The following is a 23,480-nucleotide window of genomic DNA, read 5'->3' on the forward strand; positions in this document are numbered from 1 at the left end:
CCAGCGGATGCTGAACTTCCTCGCTCGCCGGCTTGTGCAGATCGTACCGACACTGTTCTTCGTGTCGGTGCTGATCTTCTCGCTGCAACAACTGCTACCGGGCGATCCTGCGCTGGTGATGGCGGGCGAAGAGCGTGATCCGGCCGTCATCGAGCAGATCCGGCACCAGTACCGGCTCGATCAGCCAATTCCCGTGCAATACGCCTACTGGATCAAGGGCGTCCTTGTCGGCGATTTCGGCGAGTCCCTGCGCAACAAGATGCCGGTGCGCGAGCTGATCGCGCAGAAGCTGCCGGTCACGCTGCAGCTCGGCGCCATGGCGATCATCATCGCATTCCTGATCGGCATTCCCGCAGGCATCGTTGCGGCCGTGAAGAAGGGAACGGCGTGGGACTATGGCGCCAATTTCTTCGCGCTGTGGGGGATCTCGACGCCGAATTTCTGGCTTGGCATCCTGCTGATCTTCCTGTTCTCGATCGAGCTCGGCTGGCTGCCGGCCTCGGGCTATGTGCCGCTCACCGAAAACTGGCGCGCGAGCCTGGCCGCCACGATCATGCCGGCCTTCGTGCTCGGCAACGCGATTTCCGCGGTTCTGATGCGACATACCCGCAGCGCCATGCTGCAGGTGCTGGAAAGCGACTATGTCCGCACGGCGCGCGCCAAAGGTCTCTCCGAGCGCTCGGTCATCCTGAAGCACGCCATGCGCAATGCGTTGACGCCGATCATCACGCTCGGCGCGCTCGAGCTCGGCACGCTGCTGTCAGGCGCGGTGCTGACCGAGCAGATCTTCTCCATTCCCGGCTTCGGCAAGCTGATCGTGGATGCCGTGTTCAACCGCGACTATGCCGTGGTGCAGGGCGTGGTGCTGGTAACAGCCACGGTCTATATCACGCTCAACCTGGTTGCCGACGTCGCCTATATCCTCGTCAATCCGCGGCTGAGAGGCTAGGCCATGACCGACGCCGTGCTCGCGGCCCCGCCCGTCATTGATGCCGGCGAACTGGACAGCCCGGCGCGCCGGGCGCGGCGCCGCTTGTTCAAGCGCAAGGCGGCTGTTGCGGGCCTCGTGGTCCTCACCGTTTTCATCCTGCTGGCGCTGCTGGCGCCCCTGCTCGTGCCCTATGACCCGATCGCGACGAGCTGGAGCCTGGTGCGCAAACCGCCCACCCCAGCACACTGGTTCGGCACCGACGAACTCGGCCGCGACATCCTGAGCCGCGTGATCTACGGCGCGCGCGCCTCGCTGCTGGCCGGCCTGATCTCGGTCGCGATCGCGCTGGGCATCGGCGTCCCGCTCGGCCTTCTCTCCGGCTATCGGGGCGGGTTCGTCGATGCGCTGATCAGCCGTATCACCGATGCAATGCTCGCCTGTCCGTTCCTGATCCTGGCAATTGCGCTGGCGGCATTCCTCGGCCCCAGTCTCGGCAATGCCATGATCGCGATTGGCATCTCGGCAACGCCGGTGTTCATCCGCCTCACCCGCGGCCAGGTGCTGAGCGTCAAGGCGGAAGACTATGTCGAGGCGGCTCGCGCGCTCGGCAATCCGCCCTGGCGGATTGCGGTCACGCACATCCTGCCGAACATCCTGCCCGCGCTGCTGGTGCAGGCGACGCTCTCGATCGCCGCGGCGATCATCGCGGAAGCCGCCCTGTCATTCCTGGGGCTCGGCCAACAGCCACCGTCGCCGTCCTGGGGCAGCATGCTCAATGCCGCCCAACGCTTCCTGACCCAGGCGCCCTGGATGGCGATCTGGCCGGGGCTTGCGATCTTCCTCGTGGTCCTGTCGCTGAACCTGCTCGGCGACGGCCTGCGCGACGCGCTGGACCCCCGGCAGCGTTGAATGACGGTCGGACGTCGGCTCTCACCTCTCCCCGTAGGGGAGAGGTGAAGAACGACCGTTGACGGATCAGATCACCACCTCCCGCATCACGCGCCGGCAATCCATCTCATATTCGAGGTCCACCACCGGCGGCCGCGCGAAGTGCCAGGTGAGCCCCGAGCGCAATGCACCGCGCCGCACCAGTTCATCGACCAGCACATGGTGGAAGTCGTGCACGGAATAGGCCTGCACGCCGGTGGTGTCCTTCCAGCCGAAGCCGAACGCCGTCATCCGGTTCTCCATCTGCGACGTCGTCGTGAAGCGCACCTTCTCGCGGAGGCCGTCCGGACTGAGGTCGCGGTAGCGCACCGTGCGCTCGACATAGGTGCCGCTGCCCTCGCGTGCCTCAGCGCCGCCGGCGATCACGAAGGATGGCGCCTTCGCATCGGTCGGACGCGTGAACGAGAACGCGTAGAAGGACGGCTCCGCGGGCGGATCGATCTCCGGACAGACATTGCTCCGCGCCACCGGATTGGTGGTGCCGTCGAAGATGCCCCATTCCGACAGCGTCTTCACATAGTGCAGGTTGAAGGCGCGAAAGCCTTCTTCGCTGAAGGCCGCCGGCGAGCGAAGCTCGCAGGCACAGAAAGCCGTCAGCGGACGCCCTGCGGCCTGGATGTACCTTGCGGCCAGCGCAAACCCTTCGGCCAGCGGCACCAGACGATCGAACCTGACACGCTCGATCTCATAGCCGTCATCGGCGGCCGCACCCGCCGAATACTGGAACACGGAGGGAATGAACCGGTAATTGCCGGCGGAGAATTCACTGACCATGTCGAGCCCTAATCCAGTTGGATGCGAATGCCCTTGGCGCCGTTGAGCAGGCGCCTCAAATGAAAGCCGGCGAGCGGGTCATCGGCGTGCATCCCGACCAGCGCGGCAAAGGCCGGCATCGCGGCGGCATCGCCCGCCTCGAGCTTGGCAAACGCCTCGACATATTGCGCCGTCGCGGGCGCGCCAAATCTATCCTGTGGCAGCGGCTCGAACGCGCGCAGCGGTTCGCTGCGTCCGCGCAGCATCAGATCACCGACGGGACGTCCCTGAAAATCTGCCGCCGCCTCAGCGACGCTGGAGCTGACGCAGATGCGCGTGCCCAGCTGCTTGTTGGCGGCCTCCAGCCGCGCCGCCGTGTTGATGGTATCGCCATAGGCGGTGTAGTCGAAGAAACGATTGCCGCCGAAATTGCCGACGAGCGCGGAGCCGGCGTGGATGCCGATGCGGGTGGTGCCGAAATTCACGCCCTTGGCCTTCTGGCGCGCACAAAACTCCTGTGCCCAGGCGTCCAAGTCGTGAGCGCACGCGACCGCACGCGTCGCATAATCGGGCTGGTCGCCGGGCGCGTTGAACAGAACCTGGATCGCATCGCCGATGATCTTTGCAACGGTCCCGTCATGCGCGAAGACAATCTCGGTCATTCCGCCGACATATTCATTGAGGAGCGCGCCCAGTGTCTCCGGCGGCGCGCTTTCGACCAACGACGTGAAACCCGTGATATCAGTGAAGATGACGGCGACATCTCGCCACCGGACCTCGATCCCCTCGCCGTTGCTGCCTTCCGCCAGACGCTTGGCGAGCTCGGGCGAGAAGTGGCGCGACAGCGCGGCGTGGGCCCGCTCGGCCTCCGCCTGACGGCGCCGCACCTCGCGCAGCATCTCGATGTGGCGAAGGGTCTTCTCGATCGTGGTTTCCAGGTCGGCGAAGTCGATCGGCTTGGTGAGAAAATCGAACGCGCCGCGGTTCATGGCGGTGCGGATGTTGCTCATGTCGCCATAGGCGGACACGATGATGGTCGACTTTTTATCCTCGGCTTCCTGCAGCTTCTGCAACAGCGACAGCCCGTCCATCCTGGGCATGTTGATGTCCGAGACCACCATGTCGACATGCGGATTCTGCTCGATCGACTCCAGCGCCTCGAGGCCATCGCGCGCGAACATGATGGCGACGAGCCCGTCACGGATCTGCCTGCGGAATTTCTGCAGGATCAGGGCCTCGAGATCGGGCTCATCGTCGACGAAAAGGATGGTCGGTGTCATGCCGCCTGCTCGAGCCTGGTATCGATCTGCTGGCGCAGCAGCTCGAAGTCGATCGGCTTGGTGAGGAGCCCGGTGGCGCCCCGCTCGATCGCCTTGCGCCGCGTCTCGGCATCGCCGTAGGCCGTGATCATGATGACGGGAACGTCCGGGCGCTCGGCGCGCACCTTGGGCAGCATGTCGAGCCCGCTCATGCCGGGCATGTTGATGTCGGACAGGATCAGGATCAGCGAGGGGTCGCGCACCTCGGCGGCGCGCTTCAGCGCATCGGGCGCAGAGGGTGCGAATTCCATCTGGAAACGGCCGGACCGCAGGTCGCGCCGGAATTGCTGCCGGAACAGCGCCTCGACATCGGGTTCGTCATCGACAACCAGTATGTAAACGCTCACGTCTTGCCTCCGGAAGGTCCGCCTGCCGCCATTGCGCGCGGCAGGGTGATGATGAATTCGGTGAATACACCGGGCTCGGTGCTCACGTCGATCGTGCCACCGTGCTGTTTCACCACGATGTCGTGGCTCATGGACAGGCCAAGCCCGGTGCCCTCGCCGGCCGGTTTGGTGGTGAAGAAGGGGTTGAACATCTTCTCCTTCACGTCCTGGGGAATGCCCGTGCCGTTGTCGCGGATCCGGATCTCGACCTTGCTGCCAAGGTTCCTGGTCGCGGCACTCAAGGTCGGCTCGAAATCCTCTCCGGCGCTCTCCTTGCGCTTGGCGGCTGCGTAGAATCCGTTCGCGATCAGATTGAGGAAGACACGCGTGATCTCCTGCGGATAGATGTCGGCCAAGCCGGCAGCGGGGTCGAGATCACGCTTGAGCGTGACGTTGAAACCGGCCCTTTCGGCGCGCGCGCCGTGATAGGCGAGATTGAGGCTCTCCTCCACGATCGTGTTGATGTCTGCGGCCCGGTGTTCGCCGGAGCCCTCGCGCGAATGCAGCAGCATGTTCTTCACGATGGAATCAGCACGCCTGCCGTGCTGCACCACCTTCTCAAGATTACCCTTCAGCATGTGTGTCAGCTCGGCGACCTCTTCCTTCGTCTTGTCGTCGAGCTGCGCCGATTGCAGAACCTCATTGAGCTCGTCGATCAACTCGGTCGAGAGCGAGGAGAAATTGTTGACGAAGTTGAGCGGGTTCTTGATCTCGTGGGCGATGCCGGCGGTGAGCTGGCCGAGCGAGGCAAGTTTTTCGGTTTGGACCAGGCGATCCTGTGCAGTGCGCAGCTCGTCAAGGGATTGCGAGAGTTCCTTGGTGCGTTCCTGCACCTGCTCGAACAGCCTGACATTCTCAATGGCAATAACGGCCTGGTCGGCGAAGGTCTGCACCAGATCCATCTGGCGCTGGCTAAAGGGTCCCGGGTCCGGCCGTCCCAGCAGCAGAACGCCCTCGACCGTCTTGTCGCGCATCAAAGGCACGGCGAGCACGGCCCGGTAGCCGCCCATCTGCGGCGCCTGACCAAAATCATACTCGCGGTCCGCGGCAACGTCTGCGACGTGCACCGGCTTGGCATCCATGAACACGCGCCCGGTGATCGTCGCGCGCCCCGGGTGGATCGGGTTGGCCTGCATGAAATCGACGAAAGCCGGAGTGCAGCCTGATTCAGCCTTAAGCCGCATCATGTCGCCGTCGCGAAGGCATATGATGCCCAGTGAAGCACCGCACAGCGCCTGCGCTGATTCAGTCAGCGTCGTCAGAACGGACTTCAGATCGAACGCAGATCGACTTATGACTTTGAGCACGTCGGCGGTTGCCGTCTGTTGCTGGAGCGATTCACTCAGCTCCGCCGTGCGCTGCTCGACCTTCTTCTCCAGGTCCGCATAGGATTCCTGCAGGCGCGCGCCCATGTCGTTGAACTGGTTTGCCAGCCCTTCGAGTTCGTCACCCGTCTTGATGTTGATGCGCTGCGAGAAATCGCCGCCACCGATTCGCTCGGCGCCGCTGCGCAGCGCCTGGATCGGCCCGACCATGCGGCGGGCGAGAAATATCCCGGCGAGCACTGCAAAGATCGACGCCGCCAGCAGCACGATGGCGAGCCGCTGCAGCGACGCATAGAGCGATGCATAGGCCTCCTCGACCGGCAGCTCGACGAACATGGTCCAGTGCAGCGGCTCGATCGGGGCCGAGGCGGTCAGAACCTGCTGGCCCTGGATGTTGACGGCCTCCTGGAGTGCGTCGGGCATGACGCCGCCGCCGGCCTGCGCCGCGCGCACCTGTGCGAGCCCGGACATGTCGGTGTTGCGCAGCACGAGACTGATGTCGGGGTGCGCGATCAGCCGCCCTTGGGGGCCAACCACATAGGCATGCCCGTGCTGGCCGACCTTGATCTGGGAGACGACGTCCCAGATCAGCTTCAAATTGACTTCGGCGATGCTGACCCCGGCATCCTTCCTTGCCCCCGCAAGCGCCAGCGTCATGTAGGGCTCGGACTCGCGGCGAAAATAGACCGGCCCGTAATAGACCTTATGGGCGACGGCTTCCGTGAACTTTGGGTCATTCGACAAATCAGTACCGCTGTCGATCGCATCCATCGCCAGCCGCGAAACGCGCAGGCGCTCCCTGCCGGTCGAATCCACCTGGGCGAGCTCGGTGATGGCCGGCACTTGGCGGAGCAGCCGCAACGCATCGAACCGGCGCGGCTCGATCGATCCCGCAGACCACGGCAGCTGCGTGGTCCAACCCAGCTGGCTCTCGATCTCCTTGACGAACTGGCTGATCTTTGCGGCGGCCGCCTCGGCCTGCTCGTGCTGGACCCGGATCAGCGCGGCCTTGTGCTCCCTGTAATAGAAGAAGACCTCGAACAGCCCATTGGCCAGCAGCGCGACGGCGACAACGGCCACGAACAGCGCAACATATTTGGTGAACAGCCGGGTCCTGATCCCCCGCCCCGCCTCGGCGGAAGCGACGCCGGCCCCGGCCGCGCTCGGCTGGGTCCTGGTTTGCGTTGTGTCGGGATGGACGGAAATGCTCATTCCCCCAAGCCTAGCAAGAAGGCCGGACCTTGTCTCTCGCTGCCGCGCACAAGGTTATTCGATAACCTCATCCGCAAGTGCCAGCAATGTGGGGGGAATTTCAAGGCCGGTTGCCTTGGCGGTCTTGAGATTGATCACCAGGGGATAGCGGGTCGGCAGCTCGAATGGCAGATCGCCGGGATCGGCCCCGTTGAAGATGCGGGCGACCAGCGCGGCTGCCCGCTCGAAGGATTCGGAGGAATCCGCGCCATAGGACATCAGACCGCCGTCCCGGGCGAACTGGTCGAACTCGTAAATCGCCGGCAGCCTTCGAACCGCCGCGAACTCGAACACGCGCTCCCGATTGAGAATGGTCAGCGCGTCCGCGACCATCAGGATGCCGTCGGGCAAATCGTTCTTCATCACCGAGAAGGCTTCGTCGAAATCATCGGGTTCGCGCACGCCGAGCGCCTGCACGGTCAGTCCAAGCGCCTGGGCCGCCTTTGCGGACGCCTGATAGCGCATGGTCATGCCGAGGTCGTCCTTGTTCCAGAGCATCGCGACCTTGGTCAGCTTTGGCGACACCTCTTTGAGCAGCGAGAGCCGCTTGGCGCTGAGTGTCGCGGCGACATCCGAAATCCCGGTGATCTTGCCGCCGGGGTGCGCCAGGCTGTCGATCAGCCTGGTTTCGACGGGATCGCCGACGCCGCTGGCCGCGACGGTGGCGATGCCGGCAGCCTTGGCGGCCATCGCCGTCGGGTAGCCAATGATGACGACGGCGTCGACGTTGCTGGCTTTCATATCCGCCATCAGCGCCGGCAGCATCGCGACATCGCCACGCGCACCCCGCGCGTCGAAGGTCAGGTTCTGGCCAAGCTTGAAACCACGCTCTTCAAGCACCTTGAGCAGGATCTTGCCGCCGCGGCTCTCCGCCGTGATGGGCACGATCGGCGTCACGGTGCCGAGACGATAGATGCGCCCAGGCGTATCAGCCGACGCCATGCCCGGCCGCGCCAAAGCCGTCCCGCCAAGCACTGCCAGAAATTCACGCCTCTTCATCGGACGACCTGCCTCAAGCGCACGCTCTCGACGCTCCAGCCGTCATACTACGGGATATTGCACGACAAAAAAAAGCGGCAACAGCGATGGCTGTTGCCGCTTCGCACGCAATTGAAGCCTGGTCAGGTCGTCCGCAGCGCCTTGGCGTCGAGGTCGATCTCGTTGACCTGCTTGTTCCGCTCGGAATCCGCGGCCGCACGATGGTCGGTCGCCAGCACGACGTAGACCGCCGGCAGCACGAACAGGGTGAACAGCGTGCCGATCGACATGCCGGCCACGACCACGAGACCGATCGAGAAGCGGCTGGCCGCTCCGGCGCCGGTTGCGGTGAGCAGCGGGATCAGACCGGTGACCATCGCTGCCGTCGTCATCAGGATCGGACGGAGACGAATGCGGGCGGACATCTCGATGGCCGAGCGGCGGTCGAGCCGCTCCTTGATCTGGAGCTCGTTGGCGAACTCCACCATCAGGATGCCATGCTTGGTGATCAGGCCGACCAGGGTCAGCAGGCCGACCTGGGTGTAGATGTTCATGGTCGCCGCGCCGAAGAACAGCGGGATCAGCGCGCCCACGATCGCCATCGGCACCGAGATCATGATCACGAACGGATCGCGCAGGCTCTCGAACTGCGCCGCCAGCACCAGGAAGATGATGATGAGCGCGAAACCGAAGGTGATCGCGAGCTGATTGCCTTCCTGCACATACTGCCTGGAATCCGCGAGATAGGCGTGGCTGAAGCCCTGCGGCAACTTCTTGGCCTCGCCTTCGAGGAAGTCGACCGCTGCGCCGACGGTCACGCCGGGCATCGGCACGGCCGAGAAAGTCGCCGAATTCAGCTGATTGTAGTGCGTCAGCGAATTCGGGCCCGTCGCCGTGTTGATCGACACCACGGTCGACAGCGGCAACTGCTGACCGGTGCTGGTCGACACATAGTAGTTTCCAAGCGACTCCGGTGACAGCCGATCGACGCGCGGCACCTGCGGAATCACCTGATAAGAGCGCCCCTCGAGGTTGAAGCGATTGATGTAATTGCCGCCGCCCAGCACCGCGAGCGCGCTGCCGATGTTCTGCATGTTGATGCCGAGATCCTGCGCCTTGGAACGGTCGACGTTCACGGTCACCAACGGCTGGTTGAAGTTGAGATCGCTGTCGGAGACGATGAACATGCCGCTCTTGCGCGCGGCGTCCTTCAGCTTCTCCATCTGCTCATAGACAGCCTGGAAGCCCGCGGTCGAGTTGATCACCATCTGCACCGGCAGGCCGCCGGGCCCGCCCGGCAGCGGCGGCAGATTGAACGCGAACGCCTGCACGCCCTCGATCTTGGAGAGTTCGGCCTGCACCAGCGGCTTCAGCGCGATCGACGACCGTTTGCGCTCGTCCCACGGCTTGAGCAGCATGCCGGCGATACCGCCCTGCGGGCCGTTGATGCCGTTCAGCACGAAGCGCAGATCGGTCTCGGGAAAGCCTTGAAACTTCTTGTCGAGCTTGTCGCCGTAGAAATCCACGTAGTCGATGTTGGCGTATTTCGGCGCCTTGGTCACCGCGAACACGATGCCCTGGTCTTCCTCAGGCGCCAGCTCCTTCGACGTGTGCACATAGAGGAAGCCAACCAGCCCGAGGATCGTGATCGCGAACAGGCCGGTAATGGCCTTGTAGTCGAGCGAACGGTCGAGCCTGCGGCCGTACCAGCGCGTCATGGCGCCGAACACGCGGTTCACCCGCTTTGCAAACCAGCCCTCTTCGGAGTTCTTGAGCAGCACCGAGCACATCATCGGCGACAGCGTCAGTGCGATCACGCCTGAGACGATCACGGAGCCTGCGAGCGTGAACGCGAATTCGCGGAACAGCGAACCGGTGAGGCCGCCGAGGAAGCCGATCGGGGCATACACGGCTGCGAGCGTGATGGTCATCGAGACGACGGGACCGACGATTTCTCGCGCGCCTTGCAGCGACGCCTGCACCGGCGTCTTTCCCTCCTCCAGATGGCGGTGGATATTCTCCACAACCACGATGGCGTCGTCGACCACAAGGCCGATCGCGAGCACCATCGCGAGCAACGTCAGCAGGTTGAAGCTGAAGCCCAGGGCCAGCATCAAGGTGCAGACGCCGATCATCGACAAGGGAATCGTGACGACGGGAATGATGACCGAGCGGAGCGAGGCCAGGAACAGGAAGATGACCACGATCACGATGATCACGGCTTCGCCGAGGGTCTTCTCCACCTCGTCGATCGACGACTGGATGAACTTGGTCGAATCGTAGGCGACCTTCATCTTCATCGAGGGCGGCAGATTGCGCTCGAGTTCGGGGAACAGCGCACGCACGCCCTTGACCAGGGTCAGCGGGTTGCCCTGCGGGGTGGCCTGCACGCCGATGAAGATCGCGTGCTCGCCGTTGAAGGCGACGCTCGCATCCGTGCTTTGGGCCGCGAGTTCGACGGTCGCGATATCCTCCATCCGCACGAAGCCGCCGTCCTTGGCCTTGACGATCATCTTCTTGAACTGCGCGACGTTACCGAGGTCGGTATTGGTCGAGATGTTCGAGACGATCAGATAGCCCTTGGTCTGGCCCGCCGCGGACTGGAAGTTGTTGGCCTGAATCGCGGCCGCGACATCGGCCGGCGAGATGTTGCGGCCGGCCATCTTCACGGGATCAAGCCACAGCCGCATCGCAAAGGTCTGGCCGCCCAGGATGTCGGCCGAAGCCACGCCATCGACCGTCGACAGCACCGGCTGTACCACGCGGGTCAGATAGTCAGAGATGGCAGAACCCGACAGCTCCTCCGAGGAGAAGCCGAGATACATCACGGCCGTGGTCTGGCCCGTGGTCTTGGTGACGATCGGGTCGTTGGATTCCTTCGGGATCAGATATTTGACCGAGTTCGTCTTGGCCAGCACCTCGGTGAGCGCTTGGTTCGGATCGAAGTTCAGCTTGATGTAGACCTGGATCGTCGATGTGCCGAGCACCGAAGACGACGTGATGTAATCGACGCCCTCGGCGGAAGCGACCGCCTGCTCGATCGGCGTGGTGATGAAGCCCTGGATCAGCTCCGCCGACGCGCCGGGATAGACGGTCGTGATGTTGATGACCGTGTTGGACAGCTTCGGATATTGCCGGATCGGCAGCACCATCGCGGCGCGCAGACCGATCAGCAGGATCAGCAGGCTGACAACGACCGACAGGACCGGGCGCTTGATGAAGATATCAGTAAAGGCCATCGCGGCGATCTCGATTTCTTTGTCTCAAGAAACGCGATCCGGCCGGACCGGATCACGCACGTGTCGTGTTGGCGGCGCTCAGTAGCGCGGCGGATTGGCCGGGATCTGCGGGGCCGGATCGGTCGAAATCGCCACAGCAGCACCTGACTGAAGCTTCAGCTGGCCGACGGCAACGACCTTGTCACCCGGCTTCACGCCCTTGATGATCTCGACGCGGCCGGCGACCCGGTTGCCGGTCTGCACGAAGGTGCGCACCGCGCTCAGGCTGGTCTTGCCGTCCTCTTCCTTCTTCTCGGTGATCACGAACACCGAGTCGCCATACAGGGTGTAGTCGACGGCCGTCTCAGGCACGGTGATCACCGCAGGCTTGTCCGGCAGCACCACCGTGGTGGTCACGAACATGCCGGGCTTCAGGATCTTCTCCGGATTGGCGACCGTCGCCTGCACGCGGATGTTGCGGGTGTCGGCCGCGATCTGCGGCTCGATGGTGGTGATCTTGCCGTCGAAGATGCGGTCCGGATATGCGTCAACTTTCAGCCGGACCTGCTGGCCAACCTTGAGATTTCCCGAGTCCTTTTCCGCCACCGTGAAGTTGGCCCACAGCTCCGACAGGTCAGTCAGCGAGACGATCGGGGTGCCGGCGGTGAGATATTGTCCGACCTCGACCTTGCGGACGCCGAGATCGCCGGAGAACGGCGCGCGCACCAGCTTCTGCGAGATCAGCGCTTCGGTCTTGGCGATGCCGGCCTGCGCCTGGTCGTAGGCGGCCTGCGCGGAATCGACGGTTGCCTGCGGACCGAACTGGCGCGACGCCAGCTGCTTGGCGCGGTCGAGCGAGAGCTGCGCGACGGTCGCCTGGGCCTTGTAATTGGCAAGGTCGCCCTGCTCCGGCGCGTCGAACAGCTGCACCAGCGGCATGCCGGCCTCGACATGCATGCCCGGCGCGAACTTGATCTCGGTCACGCGGCCATTGACGTCGGCGGTGACGTCGACCTGATGCACGGCGGCGAGGCCACCGACTGCGGTCAGCAGGTTCGGCACCACCTCGGACTTCGCTTCGGCCGCGCTGACCAGGGTCGGCGGCGGCTTGTTGTTGGCGAAGAACTGCTTGATCATCTGGCCGCGGAAGTAATTGAACCAGACGAGACCACCGACGAGCGCCGCCAGCAGCGCGCCGACGATGATGAACCAGAGCACCGGACGAACCGGACGCTTTGGGGCCTTGCTGTCGATCGGTTCGCCCGAAATCTTGTGTTCGGCTACGATGTTCATGTCATGCGCTCTCTGCAATCGCCGTCCTGCCCGCATCCGCGGCCTGATCGCGGCCCAAATGCGAAGCAATTGCGGCGTCGTTAAGTCCGATACCCCTCAGGAGAAATTCACACAGCTCCCGCTCCAGATCATTTGCCCCGCCATAGGCGAGGCAGGGTACGGAGGGCAGCCTGGTCAGCGCAGCGGTCATCACCGTGTGATGCGCAAACCAGAACAGATTGAGCGGTTCACCGCCACACGCCCGCGCATCGCCGGCGGCGACCGCGCGTTCGAGCGAAGCGACGAAGACCGCTCCAATCAGCGTCTCGATCTTGGCGTATAGCAAACGAGCGAACTCGCCGTCATCCAGATGACTGGTGGCCATCAGTCGCAGGCGCTGGGCCTCCTCCTGATCGGGACCGTCGGCGATCAGCAGGAAATGCTGGACCATGCCGCGGATCAGTTCGACCAGGGTGGCCGTCGACGGCTCCCGCTCGAGCAGCTCCATCAGCGCCGGGTCTGCCTCGCATTCGTCGCTCAGGATTTCGGCGTAGAGCGCGGCCTTCGAAGGGAAATGCTTGAACAGTAGCGCCTCGGAAATGGCCGCAGCGGCCGCCACGCTCTTGGTCGTGGTGCCGGTATAACCGTGTCGGGCAAAACAGCGTTTTGCGGCTCCGAGGATCAATTGACGCCTCAGGTCGCTCGTCATACGCAATGAGCTCATGGTAGTGAGTAAGCACTCACCCACGCTAAAGTCAAGCAATATGGTGCATCGCAACCTAAGTGCGTGAGAATCCGTTGGAAATTGGTCACAGGGTACCGTGGCGGGAGCTAAGCGCCACCGCCGGTAGCCAGATCAGAACCGGAGTCAGATCGGCTTGAAGCCGAGGTCACCGCGGATCCGGTTGACGATATAAGTCCCGTCCCGGCTCGGCAGGATCCGCTCAACGTTGGCGCTGTCGATCTTCACATTGGCAAAGCGCGGCCCTGCCGAGAGGTCGTGGACGGCTTTGGCGAAGGTTTCGACCTCGGCCATGGTCGAGATCGCGCAGGCATCGGCGATGCCGCAGGCCCTGGCGACGCCGACCAGGTCGGCGGCGGCGCAGGTGTGGCTGGTTTGGCCGCCGGTCTCGCCATAGGCCTCGTTGTCGAGCACGACGATCGAGAGATTGGACGGCTTCTGAAGACCGATTGTGGCGAGGCTGCCCATCCCCATCAGCATCTCGCCATCGCCAGTGATCACCAGCACCGGGAGCTTCGGCTGCGCCAGCGCCAGGCCAAGCCCGATCATCGCGGCGCCGCCCATGCCGCCCCAGAGATAGAAGTTGCGGGCGTGATCGCCGGCGGCGGTGATGTCGTTGGTGGAAGCACCGAGGCCGCCGATCGCGACGACATCCTTCCGGTTCGCGAGCAACGCGGACACCACCTGACGGCGGTCGAGGAGATTGGCCTTGCTCATTTGGTGAAAACCTTGGCGCCGATCAGGCGCTGCGACAAGAGGACAGCGGTGGGCGTCAGCGCGTTGTAGGCTTGCGCCGCGGCCGCTTCCATCACAGCAGGCACCTCGGCCGCGGTCGAGGCGCGCAGCACCTTGATGCCCGAGAGTTCGAGCACACCCTGCGTGGTCGAGCCCATCGGCACCTGCCACGGATTGAACTCGCCCCACTCGCCGCGCATGGTCACCAGCGTCAGGAACGGGAAGCGCAGGACCGGGATGAGCGACAGCATGTTGACGCAATTGCCGACGCCGCTCGACTGCATCAGCAGCACGCCGCGCTGGCCGCCGGTCCAGGCGCCGGCGAGCAGCGCCACGCCCTCCTCCTCGGTCGTCAGCGGAATGCCGCGCATCGTCGATGAAGCCAGCACGCGCTGGATCAGCTTTGAATGGCCGGCATCGGGCACGTAGGGCACCTGCCGGACATCGAAGCGTTCAAGTGTCGCGAAAATATCGTCGGGCCAGGTCAAGGCCGTGTCGGAAGCGTCAGCGCGGGCGTGCATTTTCCTGTCCGGTCGGCTTGCAAATCACGGCACGACTGTAGACGGTGACCGGCAAAGCTCGAAGAGCGAAAACGGCATATCGGTGTCATCAGGTGAGTATGGCGCATGGACGCAAGTGCGAAAGAATTGGCCGCCGGCTTCGATCTGGCGAAGCTGACGCGCGAATTCTACGACGATCCCTACCCGACCTATCGTGCACTGCGGGAGAACGAGCCGGTCAAGCGCCTTGCGAGCGGCACCGTGTTCCTGACCCGCTATGACGACCTCGTCACCACTTACAAGAACACGAAGTCGTTCAGCTCGGACAAGAAACGCGAGTTCGCGCCGAAATACGGCGACACGCCGCTTTACGAGCACCACACCACGAGCCTGGTCTTCAACGATCCGCCGGCGCACACCCGCGTGCGGCGCCTGATCATGGGCGCGCTGTCGCCGCGCGCGATCGCCGGGATGGAGGGCGACCTCGTCAAGCTGGTCGAGGGCCTGCTCGACGCCATCGCCGCCAAGGGCCATTGCGAGTTGATCGAGGATTTCGCCGCGTCGATTCCCATCGAAGTGATCGGCAATCTGCTCGACGTGCCCCACGAGGAGCGCGCGCCGCTGCGTGACTGGTCGCTGGCGATTCTCGGCGCGCTGGAGCCGGTGGTGTCGACCGAAATTGCCGCGCGCGGCAACAAGGCGGTGACGGATTTCCTCAGCTATCTCGAAACGCTGGTCGCGCGCCGGCGCGCAAGGCCAGGCAACCCTGATCGCGACGTGCTAACGCGTTTGATCCAAGGAGAAGAGAACGGCGAGCGGCTCACCGAAAAGGAGCTGCTGCACAATTGCATCTTCCTGCTCAATGCCGGCCACGAGACCACCACCAATCTGATCGGCAACGGGCTTGTCGCGCTCGACGAGAATCCGGACCAGAAGCAGCGGCTGATCGACAACCCTGACATGATCAAGACCGCGGTCGAGGAAATCCTCCGCTACGAAAGCTCGAACCAGCTTGGCAACCGCATGACCACCGAGCCGGTCGAGCTGGGCGGGGTCATGCTCGACGCCGGCACGTCGGTAACGCTGTGCATTGGAGCGGCCAACCGCGACCCCGCGCAGTTCCCCGACCCCGAGCGTTTCGACGTCGCGCGCACGCCGAACCGGCACCTCGCCTTTGCCACCGGCGCGCATCAATGCGCCGGCATGGCGCTGGCGCGGCTGGAAGGCGCGATTGCGATCTCACGCTTCCTGGCGCGCTTTCCGGACTACGCCGTGAGGGACAAGCCCGTGCGCGGCGGCCGGGTTCGGTTTCGCGGATTCCTGAGCGTCCCCTGCTCGATTGGCTGAGGCGTCTATGAAGATCGATCAACTGCGCGAACGCTGGGCCGATCCGGCCCTCACGGTGCTGACCGTGCTGCTGGTGATCATGATGTTCGTGATCGCGCCGTTGCAGGCGCTGGGGCTGTTCGCATTCCAGGTATCCGAACTCGTGTTGGCGCTGCTGCTCGTCGTCGGCATCTTCGTGATCTCAGGCAGCCCGGTCGCGGTGATCGGCATGCTGATCGCGCTCGGCATGATCGTCACCGGCGCGATCCTGCGGATCAGGTCGCCATCCATCCTCGACCTCAATCTGTTTGCCGGCTCGTGGTTCATCGTGGGGACGACGATGGCCTGGGCGGTGGCGCGCCAGACCTTCGCGCCGGGCCGCGTTACCTATCATCGCGTGATCGGCGCGGTCCTGCTCTATCTGACCGTCGCGGTGATCTTCGCGGCGCTCTACACCTTCATCGGTTCGCTGGACCAAGACGCCTTTGTCAGCATGAAGGTGGAGGACAGTCCGAAGCTCGCGAGCGAGGTCATCTATTTCAGCTTCGCGACTATGACCACGACCGGCTATGGGGACGTCGCGCCGCTCCATCCCCTCGCGCGCAGCCTGTGCAACATGGAAGGGATCTTCGGCCAGCTCTATCCGGCGACACTGCTGGCGCGGCTGGTCACGCTCGAGATCGAGCATCGCAGACAGGGCTCCTGACGCCCCTTCGCGAACAAGATGGCGAAAACAACCCCATGCACAGTAGAAGACGGGTTGGTCGAAAATATCAGGCAGTTGCGCGGAACCATTTGAAACGCCGGGGCGAATCGGCGGCATCGCGCACGTCCCAGGCCGCTCAATGGGAGTGACGAAAAATGAGCTCGTCGGTCAATGATTTCATCGCAACGATGAGATCAGACCGGGCTCGGCCGCACCGGCAAGCTGCTCGCCGAACAGCACGAGGGCATCGAAGCGGACGTGACGCTGCTCGGCAAGGCCCTGTCGGGTGGCTTCTATCCGGTCTCGGCCGTGCTCTCGAACAACGACGTGCTCGGGACACTCCGACCCGGGCAGCACGGTTCGACCTTCGGCGGCAACCTGCTGGCCTGCGCGGTCGCGCGCGCGGCGGTGCACGTGCTGGTCGAGGAAGGCATGATCGAGAACGCGGCCATTCAGGGCGCGCGCTATCAGCAAGGCCTGAAAGACATCCGCGCCAACACGATCCGCGAGGTACACCCATGAGCACACGATCCGCATCGCCCCGCGGCTGGTGATCACCAGCGATCAGGTCGACTGGGCGCTGGAGCAGTTCGCCGCGACGCTGACGCAGGATTTGTCTTGAGACTGCGTGCGGCATTATTTTGATCCGACGGATGCACGGTCAGAGTGCCGGGAACACGGACATGACAGCCGCCGGGCAGATTGAGCAACTCAAGGGCACGATCAAGCTCGCAAAGCCACCATCGAGCGTATGATCCGGATCAATATGTAAGACCGGCGTCATGACGTATGAATATAGCGTGGGCGCAGTCAAGGAAGAGGATCGATCATGTCAAATTGGTCATTGAAGGCCGGCTTTGCCGGTGTCGTAATCGTTGCCGCGACTGCTTACGCACTGGCGCAAATGCCCGACCACGCGCGCATGCGCGGGACGACGGGAAATCCCGACCAGCAACACATGATGCAGCCGGGCATGCACGACCAAATGATGCAGGGTCGGCACGGGACGATGGGAGGTCAACCCGCTATGCCAGGACAGGAGGCGTTCGGCACAATTCAGGAGATCGTGCGAATCCTGGAAGCTGATCCGAAGACCGACTGGTCGAAGGTCAACATTTCAGCGTTGCGCCAACATCTTATCGATATGGACGAAGTGACGATGCGAGCCTCCGCCACGGAGCGTGCTCTCGACAACGGAATCGAGATTGCCGTGACAGGCGAAGGCCGCACTCTCGACGGCATCAAACGCATGGTGCCCGCACACGTTCGCGAGCTAAGCCAACTCGGCTGGAATGCCAAAAGCGAAGACCTGTCAAACGGTGTCAAGCTAACGGTCACCAGCACCGATGCCAAGGAAGTCACGAAGCTCAAGGCTCTCGGCTTTATGGGCATCATGGTACAGGGGGCGCATCATCAACAGCACCACCTCATGATGGCGAAGGGCGAATTCAGCCACTAGTCCAAGGATGGGTTGAGCTCTTGCGAAACCCATCAAACTTCATCCTTGCAGTTGGGTCGCACAAGAGGGACTAGACACTGCGTGGGTTGTCTGCGCGATGGGTTTCGCAAGAGCTCAACCTATCCTACGGGCTGACGCAGGATTTGTCGTGAGGCTGCGTGTGTCGGAAAATCACGCGCCGGCCGCGACCAATCGCGGACTATTCCGCCACCTGTGCGCTGAAAATCGTGGGCGATTACGATAGGCGCGCGGACTCACAAACCGAGCTTGGTTGGTGCAGGCCCGGCCAAAATGTCCGCTATGGCCCGGTAGCGATCAGACTCCGCATCGCCGCGAAACGACGCGATGGGCCACAATCGGACATCGATGCTATTCGATCACCTCGTCGGCGCGTGCTAGCAGAGCAGCCGGCATATCGATGCCGAGCGCTTTGGCGGTCTTGAGATTGATGGTCGTGATGTATTGAGTAGGCTGTTCTACCGGGATATCCGCCGGTCTTGCGCCTTTGATGATCTTGTCGACCAGGCGGGCTCCCTGACGAGCGAATGCCAAAAAATCCGGACCGAGGCTTATCAAGCCCCCCGCCTCAACAGTTTCCTTGAAGCCGTGGCAAGACGGCAGCCTGCTCGACAAGGCCAATTCGGCTATAGGCTTGCTGTTCACGTAAGTCAGCGCGCCGGCGACAACGACCAATGCCTCGGATTGGCGGCGCTTCATCTCATCGAATGCGCTCCTGAGATCGTCAGCCGAATTGACTTCAACCGGCGCGATTGACACGCCGAGCGCCCCGGCAGAGTTATCGAGCGACGTCATCGCAAATGGAAAGTTCGGATCACCTTTTGCTCCCAGAACGGCCAGGCGGCTCAGATTCGGAAGGATCTCCTTGAGAAGTTGAAGCCGCTTCCCGTAAGTCTCCGAAGCGGCCTCAAACGTTATGCCCGTCATGGTCCCGCCAGGGTGAGCAAGGCTTTGAACAAGGCCTATGTCCACGGGCGCCCCAACCGATACGAATACCACAGGAATATTTGATGGCGCCGATTTTGCTGCAACTGCTCCGATCGTTCCCCATACGACGAGCAAGTCGATGTCCGGAAGCTGGGAGAGAACGGCCTCCTTCATGTCTTTCGGGTTCGGAGTCGTAAACAGCGTCCGCACCCGAACGTCCTTGCCGTCGACATAGCCGAGGCCAAGAAGCGCCCGGACGAGCTCGGAAGGGGCAGCATTGTCCGGTGGACCGCCAAAGACCTGACCGATGCGCCAGGGGTTGGCGCCCATCGCGGCAGAAGAAAAGCTACATGCAAGGATACTTGCCGATCCAGCGATGAACTGTCGCCGCTTCATTGCCGATCTCACCCCATGCCTCTCTCCGAACCGTAGACAATTTTGGCCCGGAGGTCCAAGGCATCGAATGCCCGGGTCGGGTCCAGAATGCGAAAAGCTCAGCGCGAGCAGATCCAGTCCGCTCCGCCCGGCTAAGCGGACCTCAATGAGCGGTGCCGTCACCTCGACAGCGTGCGCTAGGATCGCACGTCAGAACGACGCGCCGCTGCTATCGGCGAATGCTTAGGTGCTCGCGCTGACCCAGCCGAAGATCACCATCACCACGCAGCACAGAAAGACGAACGCCTGCCCGCTCATCTCCATCCAGTAGCGGACCGGCGATGTGTCCCGTTCGTAGACGGGCCTCGGCAGCCACACGTCGATCACCCAGTCCAGAATGCTCGAACTGTGATAGAAGCTCCTGATCTTCCTGTCGGCATAGCCGGCCCGCAGCGTGCGGAAGCAATCGACGGCCAGATAGAGGCCGAACAGGCGCGCAGCGATCTCGTAAAGGAAGAACTGCATAGAACGTCCGTTCGTCAGCCATCGGTGGCCGGTGCCGTCGTGCGCCGATCGGCAGGGTCAAGGCCGAGGCGCGGACATCGCACCCGGCTCTTAGTGCGGCCGTATCCAGTGTCGGTTCAACTGCCGGGAGTGATTATCGTGCGGGCGGAAGCGTCCCCACGGGCACGGCTCGATTCAGCCAAAGGTCAGCTCCGGGTCATTCGCGACCGGGTCGAGCCAGTAGCAGTCCGACCAATGTCCGTTCTGCCGCTGGAAGCGGAAATCAATTCAGCTCGAGGGTTCCGACAATTTCACACGAACGGCAGGAAGATATCGGGCCGCTTGGGTAGAAGCCGCCGAAAATAGCGCCGGCCTTCTTCCGAAACATGATTGCTGCCGACAAGGAATTCGTCGGGCATATGGCGTGTCTTGCCGGCCACGCGATCGAGCGGCACGAGCCGAGGTTCGATCCGCTCGCCGTCATAATGCAGCACCACCGAGCCGCTGCCGGTTAAGGCGCTTTGCGCGGCAAATGCGCCAGCGTCGAAAGCCTCCTTGCGGTCGGTTTCGTCGATCACGCCGATATATCCGCGCGGCAGATAGCCCAGCGTGTCGACACGCGCCCTTGCCTTGGGGAAACGCGATTTCAGCGCTTTCTGGATCGCCATGCCGAGATCGCCGCCCGTCAATTGCAGATTGCCATGGGCGTCGCGCTCGACCGCCTCGCCCGCCAGCACCTCGGCGAGCGGCCGGCCGGCTTCGTCCTGCACGCCCTCGGACATCGAGACGATACAGCGGCCCAGCCGCGTGTAAACCGCATCGACATCGTCGAGGAACTGAACCACCGAGAACGGCTTTTCCGGCGTGTAGATCAGATGCGGAGCATCGTCGGGCGATTGCTGCCAGCCTGCGGTCGCAGCCGTGAGGAAACCGGCATGGCGGCCCATGACGATGGCGATATAGATGCCGGGCATGGCGCGAAAATCGAGATCCATGCTGACAAAGGCGTTGGCGACGAAGGCGGCTGCCGAGATGAAGCCGGGGACGTGATCGTTCTCCATCAGATCGTTATCGATGGTCTTGGGCGCATGCACGAAATGGCAGGGGCCACTTGACTGCTGGCGCAGCAGTTCGAGCGTTCCGGCGGTGTCGTTGCCGCCGATATAGACGAAGGCGCGGGCGCCGAGCCGGTCCAGAGCCGCCAGGATATCAGCGCATGCGCCGGAATCCGGCTTGTCGCGGGTCGATCCGAGAGCCGAATTGGGCGTGTTGCCGAGGCGGCGGAGTTCAGCCTCGGGCATGGTGGAGAGGTCGACGACGTTCCCCGCCGTGAGGCCTCGCACGCCATAGCGGGCGCCGAGAATGCGCAAGGACGGATCATGCCTGCGCGCGGCAAGGATGGCGCCGCACAGGGTCTGGTTGATCACGGCGGTGGGGCCGCCGCCCTGGGCGATGACGATTGATGGCATGGGCCCTCGACGACCTTGTTTCTGGCTACGCTGCCCGTGAATTGTGAAGCGAAGATTGGCCAATGCGACGGGCGGCCAGGGAAATGGTATCTCCGCAATCGAGAAACCCCAAGAGGAGAGAACCCTCACCCGGCGCGCGGGACGATGCTTCGCGTCGCCCGGGACGCGCCGACCTCTCCCGCAAGCGGGAGAGGTGCACCGAGTCTCAGGGATACTTGATTCAACCTAAACCCGTTCCGTTCAAACTACAGTCTTGTGCCGCTCGATGCAGGTGCGCAGCACCTCGTCCATGGGCCTATTCCACCAATCGTTCGAGAAAATCTCGATCTCGCAATAGCCGGCAAAGCCCTGCGCCTCGACCGCTTCGCGCGAGCGTTTGATGTCGATGACGCCGTCGCCCATCATGCCGCGGTCGTTGAGGATGTCCTTGGTGGGGACCAGCCAGTCGCAGACGTGGAAGGCGAGCAGGCGATCTTGCCCGGCGCGCGCGATCTGGTCCATCAGCTCCGGGTCCCACCAGATGTGATAGACATCGAGCGCGACGCCGAGCATGCCGCTGCTGTTAGGGTCGAGCCGGTCGCAGATGTCGAGCGCCTGCTTCGTCGTATTCACGCAGGCGCGGTCGGCCGCGTAGGCCGGATGCAGCGGCTCGATCGCGAGGGGCAGATTTGCCTGCCTGGCATAGTCGAGCATCTCGGCGAGAGCTTCCTCAACCTGCCCGCGCGCGGCCGCGATGTCCTTCGACGCCTCGCTGCCCGGCCGCGAATATTGCGGCAGGCCGCCGACGACGAGCACGATGCAGGGCGCGCCGAGCGCCTTGGCCTCATCAACGCAGCGCCTGTTGTCGTCACGCACCTCGCCGCGGCGCGCCGCGTCCGAGGTGAACATGCCGCCGCGGCAATAGCCCGAAAGCTCGACGCCGGCGTCGCGCACGGCGCGGACGGCGCGGTCGAGACCAACTGACGCGACCTGGTCGCGCCAGGGATCGATGGCACGGATGCCGTGCCTGGCGCAGGCGTCGATGATCTCGATGAGGTCACCCTGCGCGCGGACCGTGGCCGTGTTCAGCGACAGCCAGCGATGGTCGGACGAGAAATCGCGCATCAGTCTTCCAGTCCATGCGAGGCCAGCACGGACTTCATCCGCCGCGTCGCCAGTTCAGGATTGGCGAGCAGGCCGGCCTGATCGGCGAGCCGGAACAGCTCGGCCAAATGCAGCATCGAGCGCGCGCTCTCCTGGCCGCCGACCATGGTGAAATGATCCTGATGGCCGTTCAGGTAAGCCATGAACACGACGCCGGTCTTGTAGAAGCGCGTCGGCGCCTTGAAGATGTGGCGCGACAGCGGCACCGTCGGCCCGAGCACGTCGTGGAAACCGGCTTCGTCACCGGCCGCAAGTCGCGACAATGCATAGGACGCCGCAGGCGCGATCGCATCGAAGATACCGAGCAGCGCATGCGAAAAACCCTGTTCGTCGCCGGCGATCAGCTCGGCGTAGTTGAAGTCGTCGCCGGTATACATCTTGATGCGCTTGTCGAGGCGCCGGCGCATGTCGATTTCGCGCTTGCTGTCGAGCAGCGAGACCTTGACGCCGTCGACCTTGGCGGCGTTGTTGTTGATGATGGCCACAGCAACGTCCATCGCCTTGTCGAGATCTCTCGTGCCCCAATACCCTGATAGCGCCGGATCGAACATGTCGCCAAGCCAGTGGATGATCACGGGCTCGCGGACCTGCGATAGCACGCGGTTGTAGACCTTCGCATAGTCGTCGGCGCCGCGGCCGAGTCTTGCCAGCGCGCGCGAGGCCATCAGGATGATACGGCCGCCGACCTTCTCGACTGCCGAGATCTGCTCCTCATAGGCCCGGATCACGTCGTCGAGGCTCCTGGCGTCCTCGACCGCGAGATGATCAGTGCCGGCGCCGGAGAACACCAGCGCGTTGCGACGCTTGGCGGCTGACACCGAACGCGTGATCAGCTCCAGCGAGGTCGGCCAGTCCAGCCCCATGCCGCGCTGCGCGGTGTCCATGGCTTCGGCGACGCCGAGACCGAGATCCCAGACATGCTCGCGGAAAGCGATGGTCTTGTCCCAATCGACGGCGACGGAGAGCCAGGGATCGTTGTCGGCAAAGGGATCGGCCACCGTGTGCACGGCCGAGAAGGCAATGCGGTTCAGCGGCCCCTCGAGCTTTGCGGGAAACGTTCGCGAGGCAGCGAGCCGGTAGGTCTCGATCGAGCGATCGGCTTTGGGCAGCTTGAGCGACAGGGATGACATGGGTTGGACTGGTTTGTTCATGGTTTCGAACCTCTCCCCGTCATTGCGAGCGAAGCGAAGCAATC

Annotated in this window: 20 protein-coding genes and 1 pseudogene; 6 read left to right on the forward strand and 15 right to left on the reverse strand. The window is 63.4% G+C overall.

Translation table 11 applies throughout. From position 1 onward, the window contains the following. Nucleotides 1–7 precede the first annotated feature (7 nt). The gene (locus JQ621_RS31375; protein WP_212240760.1) at nt 8–949 is read left to right on the forward strand and encodes an ABC transporter permease; all 942 of its coding nucleotides are present in this window, start codon (nt 8–10) and stop codon (nt 947–949) included. A 3-nt stretch (nt 950–952) separates the two neighbouring features. Beyond that, nucleotides 953–1,840 carry an ABC transporter permease gene (locus JQ621_RS31380; RefSeq protein ID WP_212240761.1) on the forward strand — a complete coding sequence of 296 codons (888 nt, stop codon included), beginning with the start codon at nt 953–955 and terminating at the stop codon, nt 1,838–1,840. Nucleotides 1,841–1,906: 66 nt separating this feature from the next. Here the strand turns inward: JQ621_RS31380 and cnbZ are convergent, their stop codons facing one another. From cnbZ to JQ621_RS31430, 10 genes are all read right to left on the reverse strand, one after another. Then, nucleotides 1,907–2,653: a 2-amino-5-chloromuconate deaminase CnbZ gene (gene cnbZ / locus JQ621_RS31385; protein WP_212240763.1), complete on the reverse strand. Its 747-nt coding sequence runs from the start codon at nt 2,651–2,653 to the stop codon at nt 1,907–1,909. 8 nt (nt 2,654–2,661) lie between these two features. Next, nucleotides 2,662–3,912 (reverse strand): adenylate/guanylate cyclase domain-containing protein, encoded by a 1,251-nt coding sequence (locus tag JQ621_RS31390; protein ID WP_212240765.1) that lies wholly within the window; start codon nt 3,910–3,912, stop codon nt 2,662–2,664. Further along, a complete protein-coding gene (locus JQ621_RS31395) occupies nt 3,909–4,298 on the reverse strand; it encodes a response regulator (protein WP_212240767.1) in 390 nt (129 codons plus the stop codon). The genes JQ621_RS31390 and JQ621_RS31395 overlap by 4 nt, the downstream gene beginning before the upstream one ends. Further along, a complete protein-coding gene (locus JQ621_RS31400; protein ID WP_212240768.1) occupies nt 4,295–6,874 on the reverse strand; it encodes a sensor histidine kinase in 2,580 nt (859 codons plus the stop codon). The genes JQ621_RS31395 and JQ621_RS31400 overlap by 4 nt, the downstream gene beginning before the upstream one ends. A 54-nt stretch (nt 6,875–6,928) precedes the next feature. Further along, nucleotides 6,929–7,912 (reverse strand): ABC transporter substrate-binding protein, encoded by a 984-nt coding sequence (locus JQ621_RS31405; RefSeq protein WP_212240769.1) that lies wholly within the window; start codon nt 7,910–7,912, stop codon nt 6,929–6,931. A 122-nt stretch (nt 7,913–8,034) separates the two neighbouring features. Next, nucleotides 8,035–11,130, reverse strand: a complete 3,096-nt coding sequence (locus JQ621_RS31410) for an efflux RND transporter permease subunit (RefSeq protein ID WP_212240770.1) — start codon at nt 11,128–11,130, stop codon at nt 8,035–8,037. 78 nt (nt 11,131–11,208) lie between these two features. Continuing rightward, a complete protein-coding gene (locus JQ621_RS31415) occupies nt 11,209–12,402 on the reverse strand; it encodes an efflux RND transporter periplasmic adaptor subunit (RefSeq protein ID WP_212240771.1) in 1,194 nt (397 codons plus the stop codon). 1 nt (nt 12,403) lies between these two features. Next, nucleotides 12,404–13,105 carry a TetR/AcrR family transcriptional regulator gene (locus JQ621_RS31420; RefSeq protein WP_212240799.1) on the reverse strand — a complete coding sequence of 234 codons (702 nt, stop codon included), beginning with the start codon at nt 13,103–13,105 and terminating at the stop codon, nt 12,404–12,406. Nucleotides 13,106–13,249: 144 nt separating this feature from the next. Further along, nucleotides 13,250–13,840, reverse strand: a complete 591-nt coding sequence (locus JQ621_RS31425; protein WP_212240772.1) for a thiamine pyrophosphate-dependent enzyme — start codon at nt 13,838–13,840, stop codon at nt 13,250–13,252. Continuing rightward, nucleotides 13,837–14,379, reverse strand: a complete 543-nt coding sequence (locus JQ621_RS31430) for a phosphonopyruvate decarboxylase (RefSeq protein WP_212240773.1) — start codon at nt 14,377–14,379, stop codon at nt 13,837–13,839. Before JQ621_RS31430 ends, JQ621_RS31425 begins: the two co-directional genes overlap by 4 nt. A 105-nt stretch (nt 14,380–14,484) precedes the next feature. Between JQ621_RS31430 and JQ621_RS31435 the strand changes: the two genes are divergently transcribed. The 4 genes and pseudogenes from JQ621_RS31435 to JQ621_RS31450 all read left to right on the forward strand — a co-directional run bounded on the left by JQ621_RS31435 (nt 14,485) and on the right by JQ621_RS31450 (nt 17,849). Then, entirely contained in the window at nt 14,485–15,705 is a 1,221-nt protein-coding gene (locus JQ621_RS31435; protein ID WP_212240775.1) for a cytochrome P450, read from the forward strand. A 7-nt stretch (nt 15,706–15,712) separates the two neighbouring features. After that, nucleotides 15,713–16,390, forward strand: coding sequence for a potassium channel family protein (locus JQ621_RS31440; RefSeq protein ID WP_212240777.1), 678 nt, complete (start codon nt 15,713–15,715; stop codon nt 16,388–16,390). 195 nt (nt 16,391–16,585) lie between these two features. Beyond that, a pseudogene (locus JQ621_RS31445) lies at nt 16,586–17,012 on the forward strand (aminotransferase class III-fold pyridoxal phosphate-dependent enzyme); the annotation flags it as partial. Between the two features lie 207 nt (nt 17,013–17,219). After that, nucleotides 17,220–17,849 carry a hypothetical protein gene (locus JQ621_RS31450; RefSeq protein ID WP_212240779.1) on the forward strand — a complete coding sequence of 210 codons (630 nt, stop codon included), beginning with the start codon at nt 17,220–17,222 and terminating at the stop codon, nt 17,847–17,849. Between the two features lie 369 nt (nt 17,850–18,218). Here JQ621_RS31450 and JQ621_RS31455 read toward each other — a convergent pair whose 3' ends face one another. The 5 genes from JQ621_RS31455 to JQ621_RS31475 all read right to left on the reverse strand — a co-directional run bounded on the left by JQ621_RS31455 (nt 18,219) and on the right by JQ621_RS31475 (nt 23,436). Further along, nucleotides 18,219–19,190 carry an ABC transporter substrate-binding protein gene (locus tag JQ621_RS31455; RefSeq protein WP_212240781.1) on the reverse strand — a complete coding sequence of 324 codons (972 nt, stop codon included), beginning with the start codon at nt 19,188–19,190 and terminating at the stop codon, nt 18,219–18,221. A 222-nt stretch (nt 19,191–19,412) separates the two neighbouring features. Then, complete coding sequence (locus JQ621_RS31460) at nt 19,413–19,694, reverse strand: hypothetical protein (RefSeq protein ID WP_212240783.1); 282 nt, start codon at nt 19,692–19,694, stop codon at nt 19,413–19,415. Between the two features lie 290 nt (nt 19,695–19,984). Further along, on the reverse strand, nt 19,985–21,142 hold the full coding sequence (locus tag JQ621_RS31465) for a diphosphate--fructose-6-phosphate 1-phosphotransferase (RefSeq protein ID WP_212240785.1): 1,158 nt from the start codon (nt 21,140–21,142) through the stop codon (nt 19,985–19,987). Between the two features lie 240 nt (nt 21,143–21,382). Further along, complete coding sequence (locus tag JQ621_RS31470; protein WP_212240788.1) at nt 21,383–22,246, reverse strand: sugar phosphate isomerase/epimerase family protein; 864 nt, start codon at nt 22,244–22,246, stop codon at nt 21,383–21,385. Then, complete coding sequence (locus tag JQ621_RS31475) at nt 22,246–23,436, reverse strand: dihydrodipicolinate synthase family protein (RefSeq protein ID WP_212240790.1); 1,191 nt, start codon at nt 23,434–23,436, stop codon at nt 22,246–22,248. The genes JQ621_RS31470 and JQ621_RS31475 overlap by 1 nt, the downstream gene beginning before the upstream one ends. Nucleotides 23,437–23,480: the final 44 nt, after the last annotated feature.

Origin of the sequence: Bradyrhizobium manausense, assembly GCF_018129685.1 — a bacterium.
Taxonomy (GTDB): domain Bacteria; phylum Pseudomonadota; class Alphaproteobacteria; order Rhizobiales; family Xanthobacteraceae; genus Bradyrhizobium; species Bradyrhizobium manausense_D.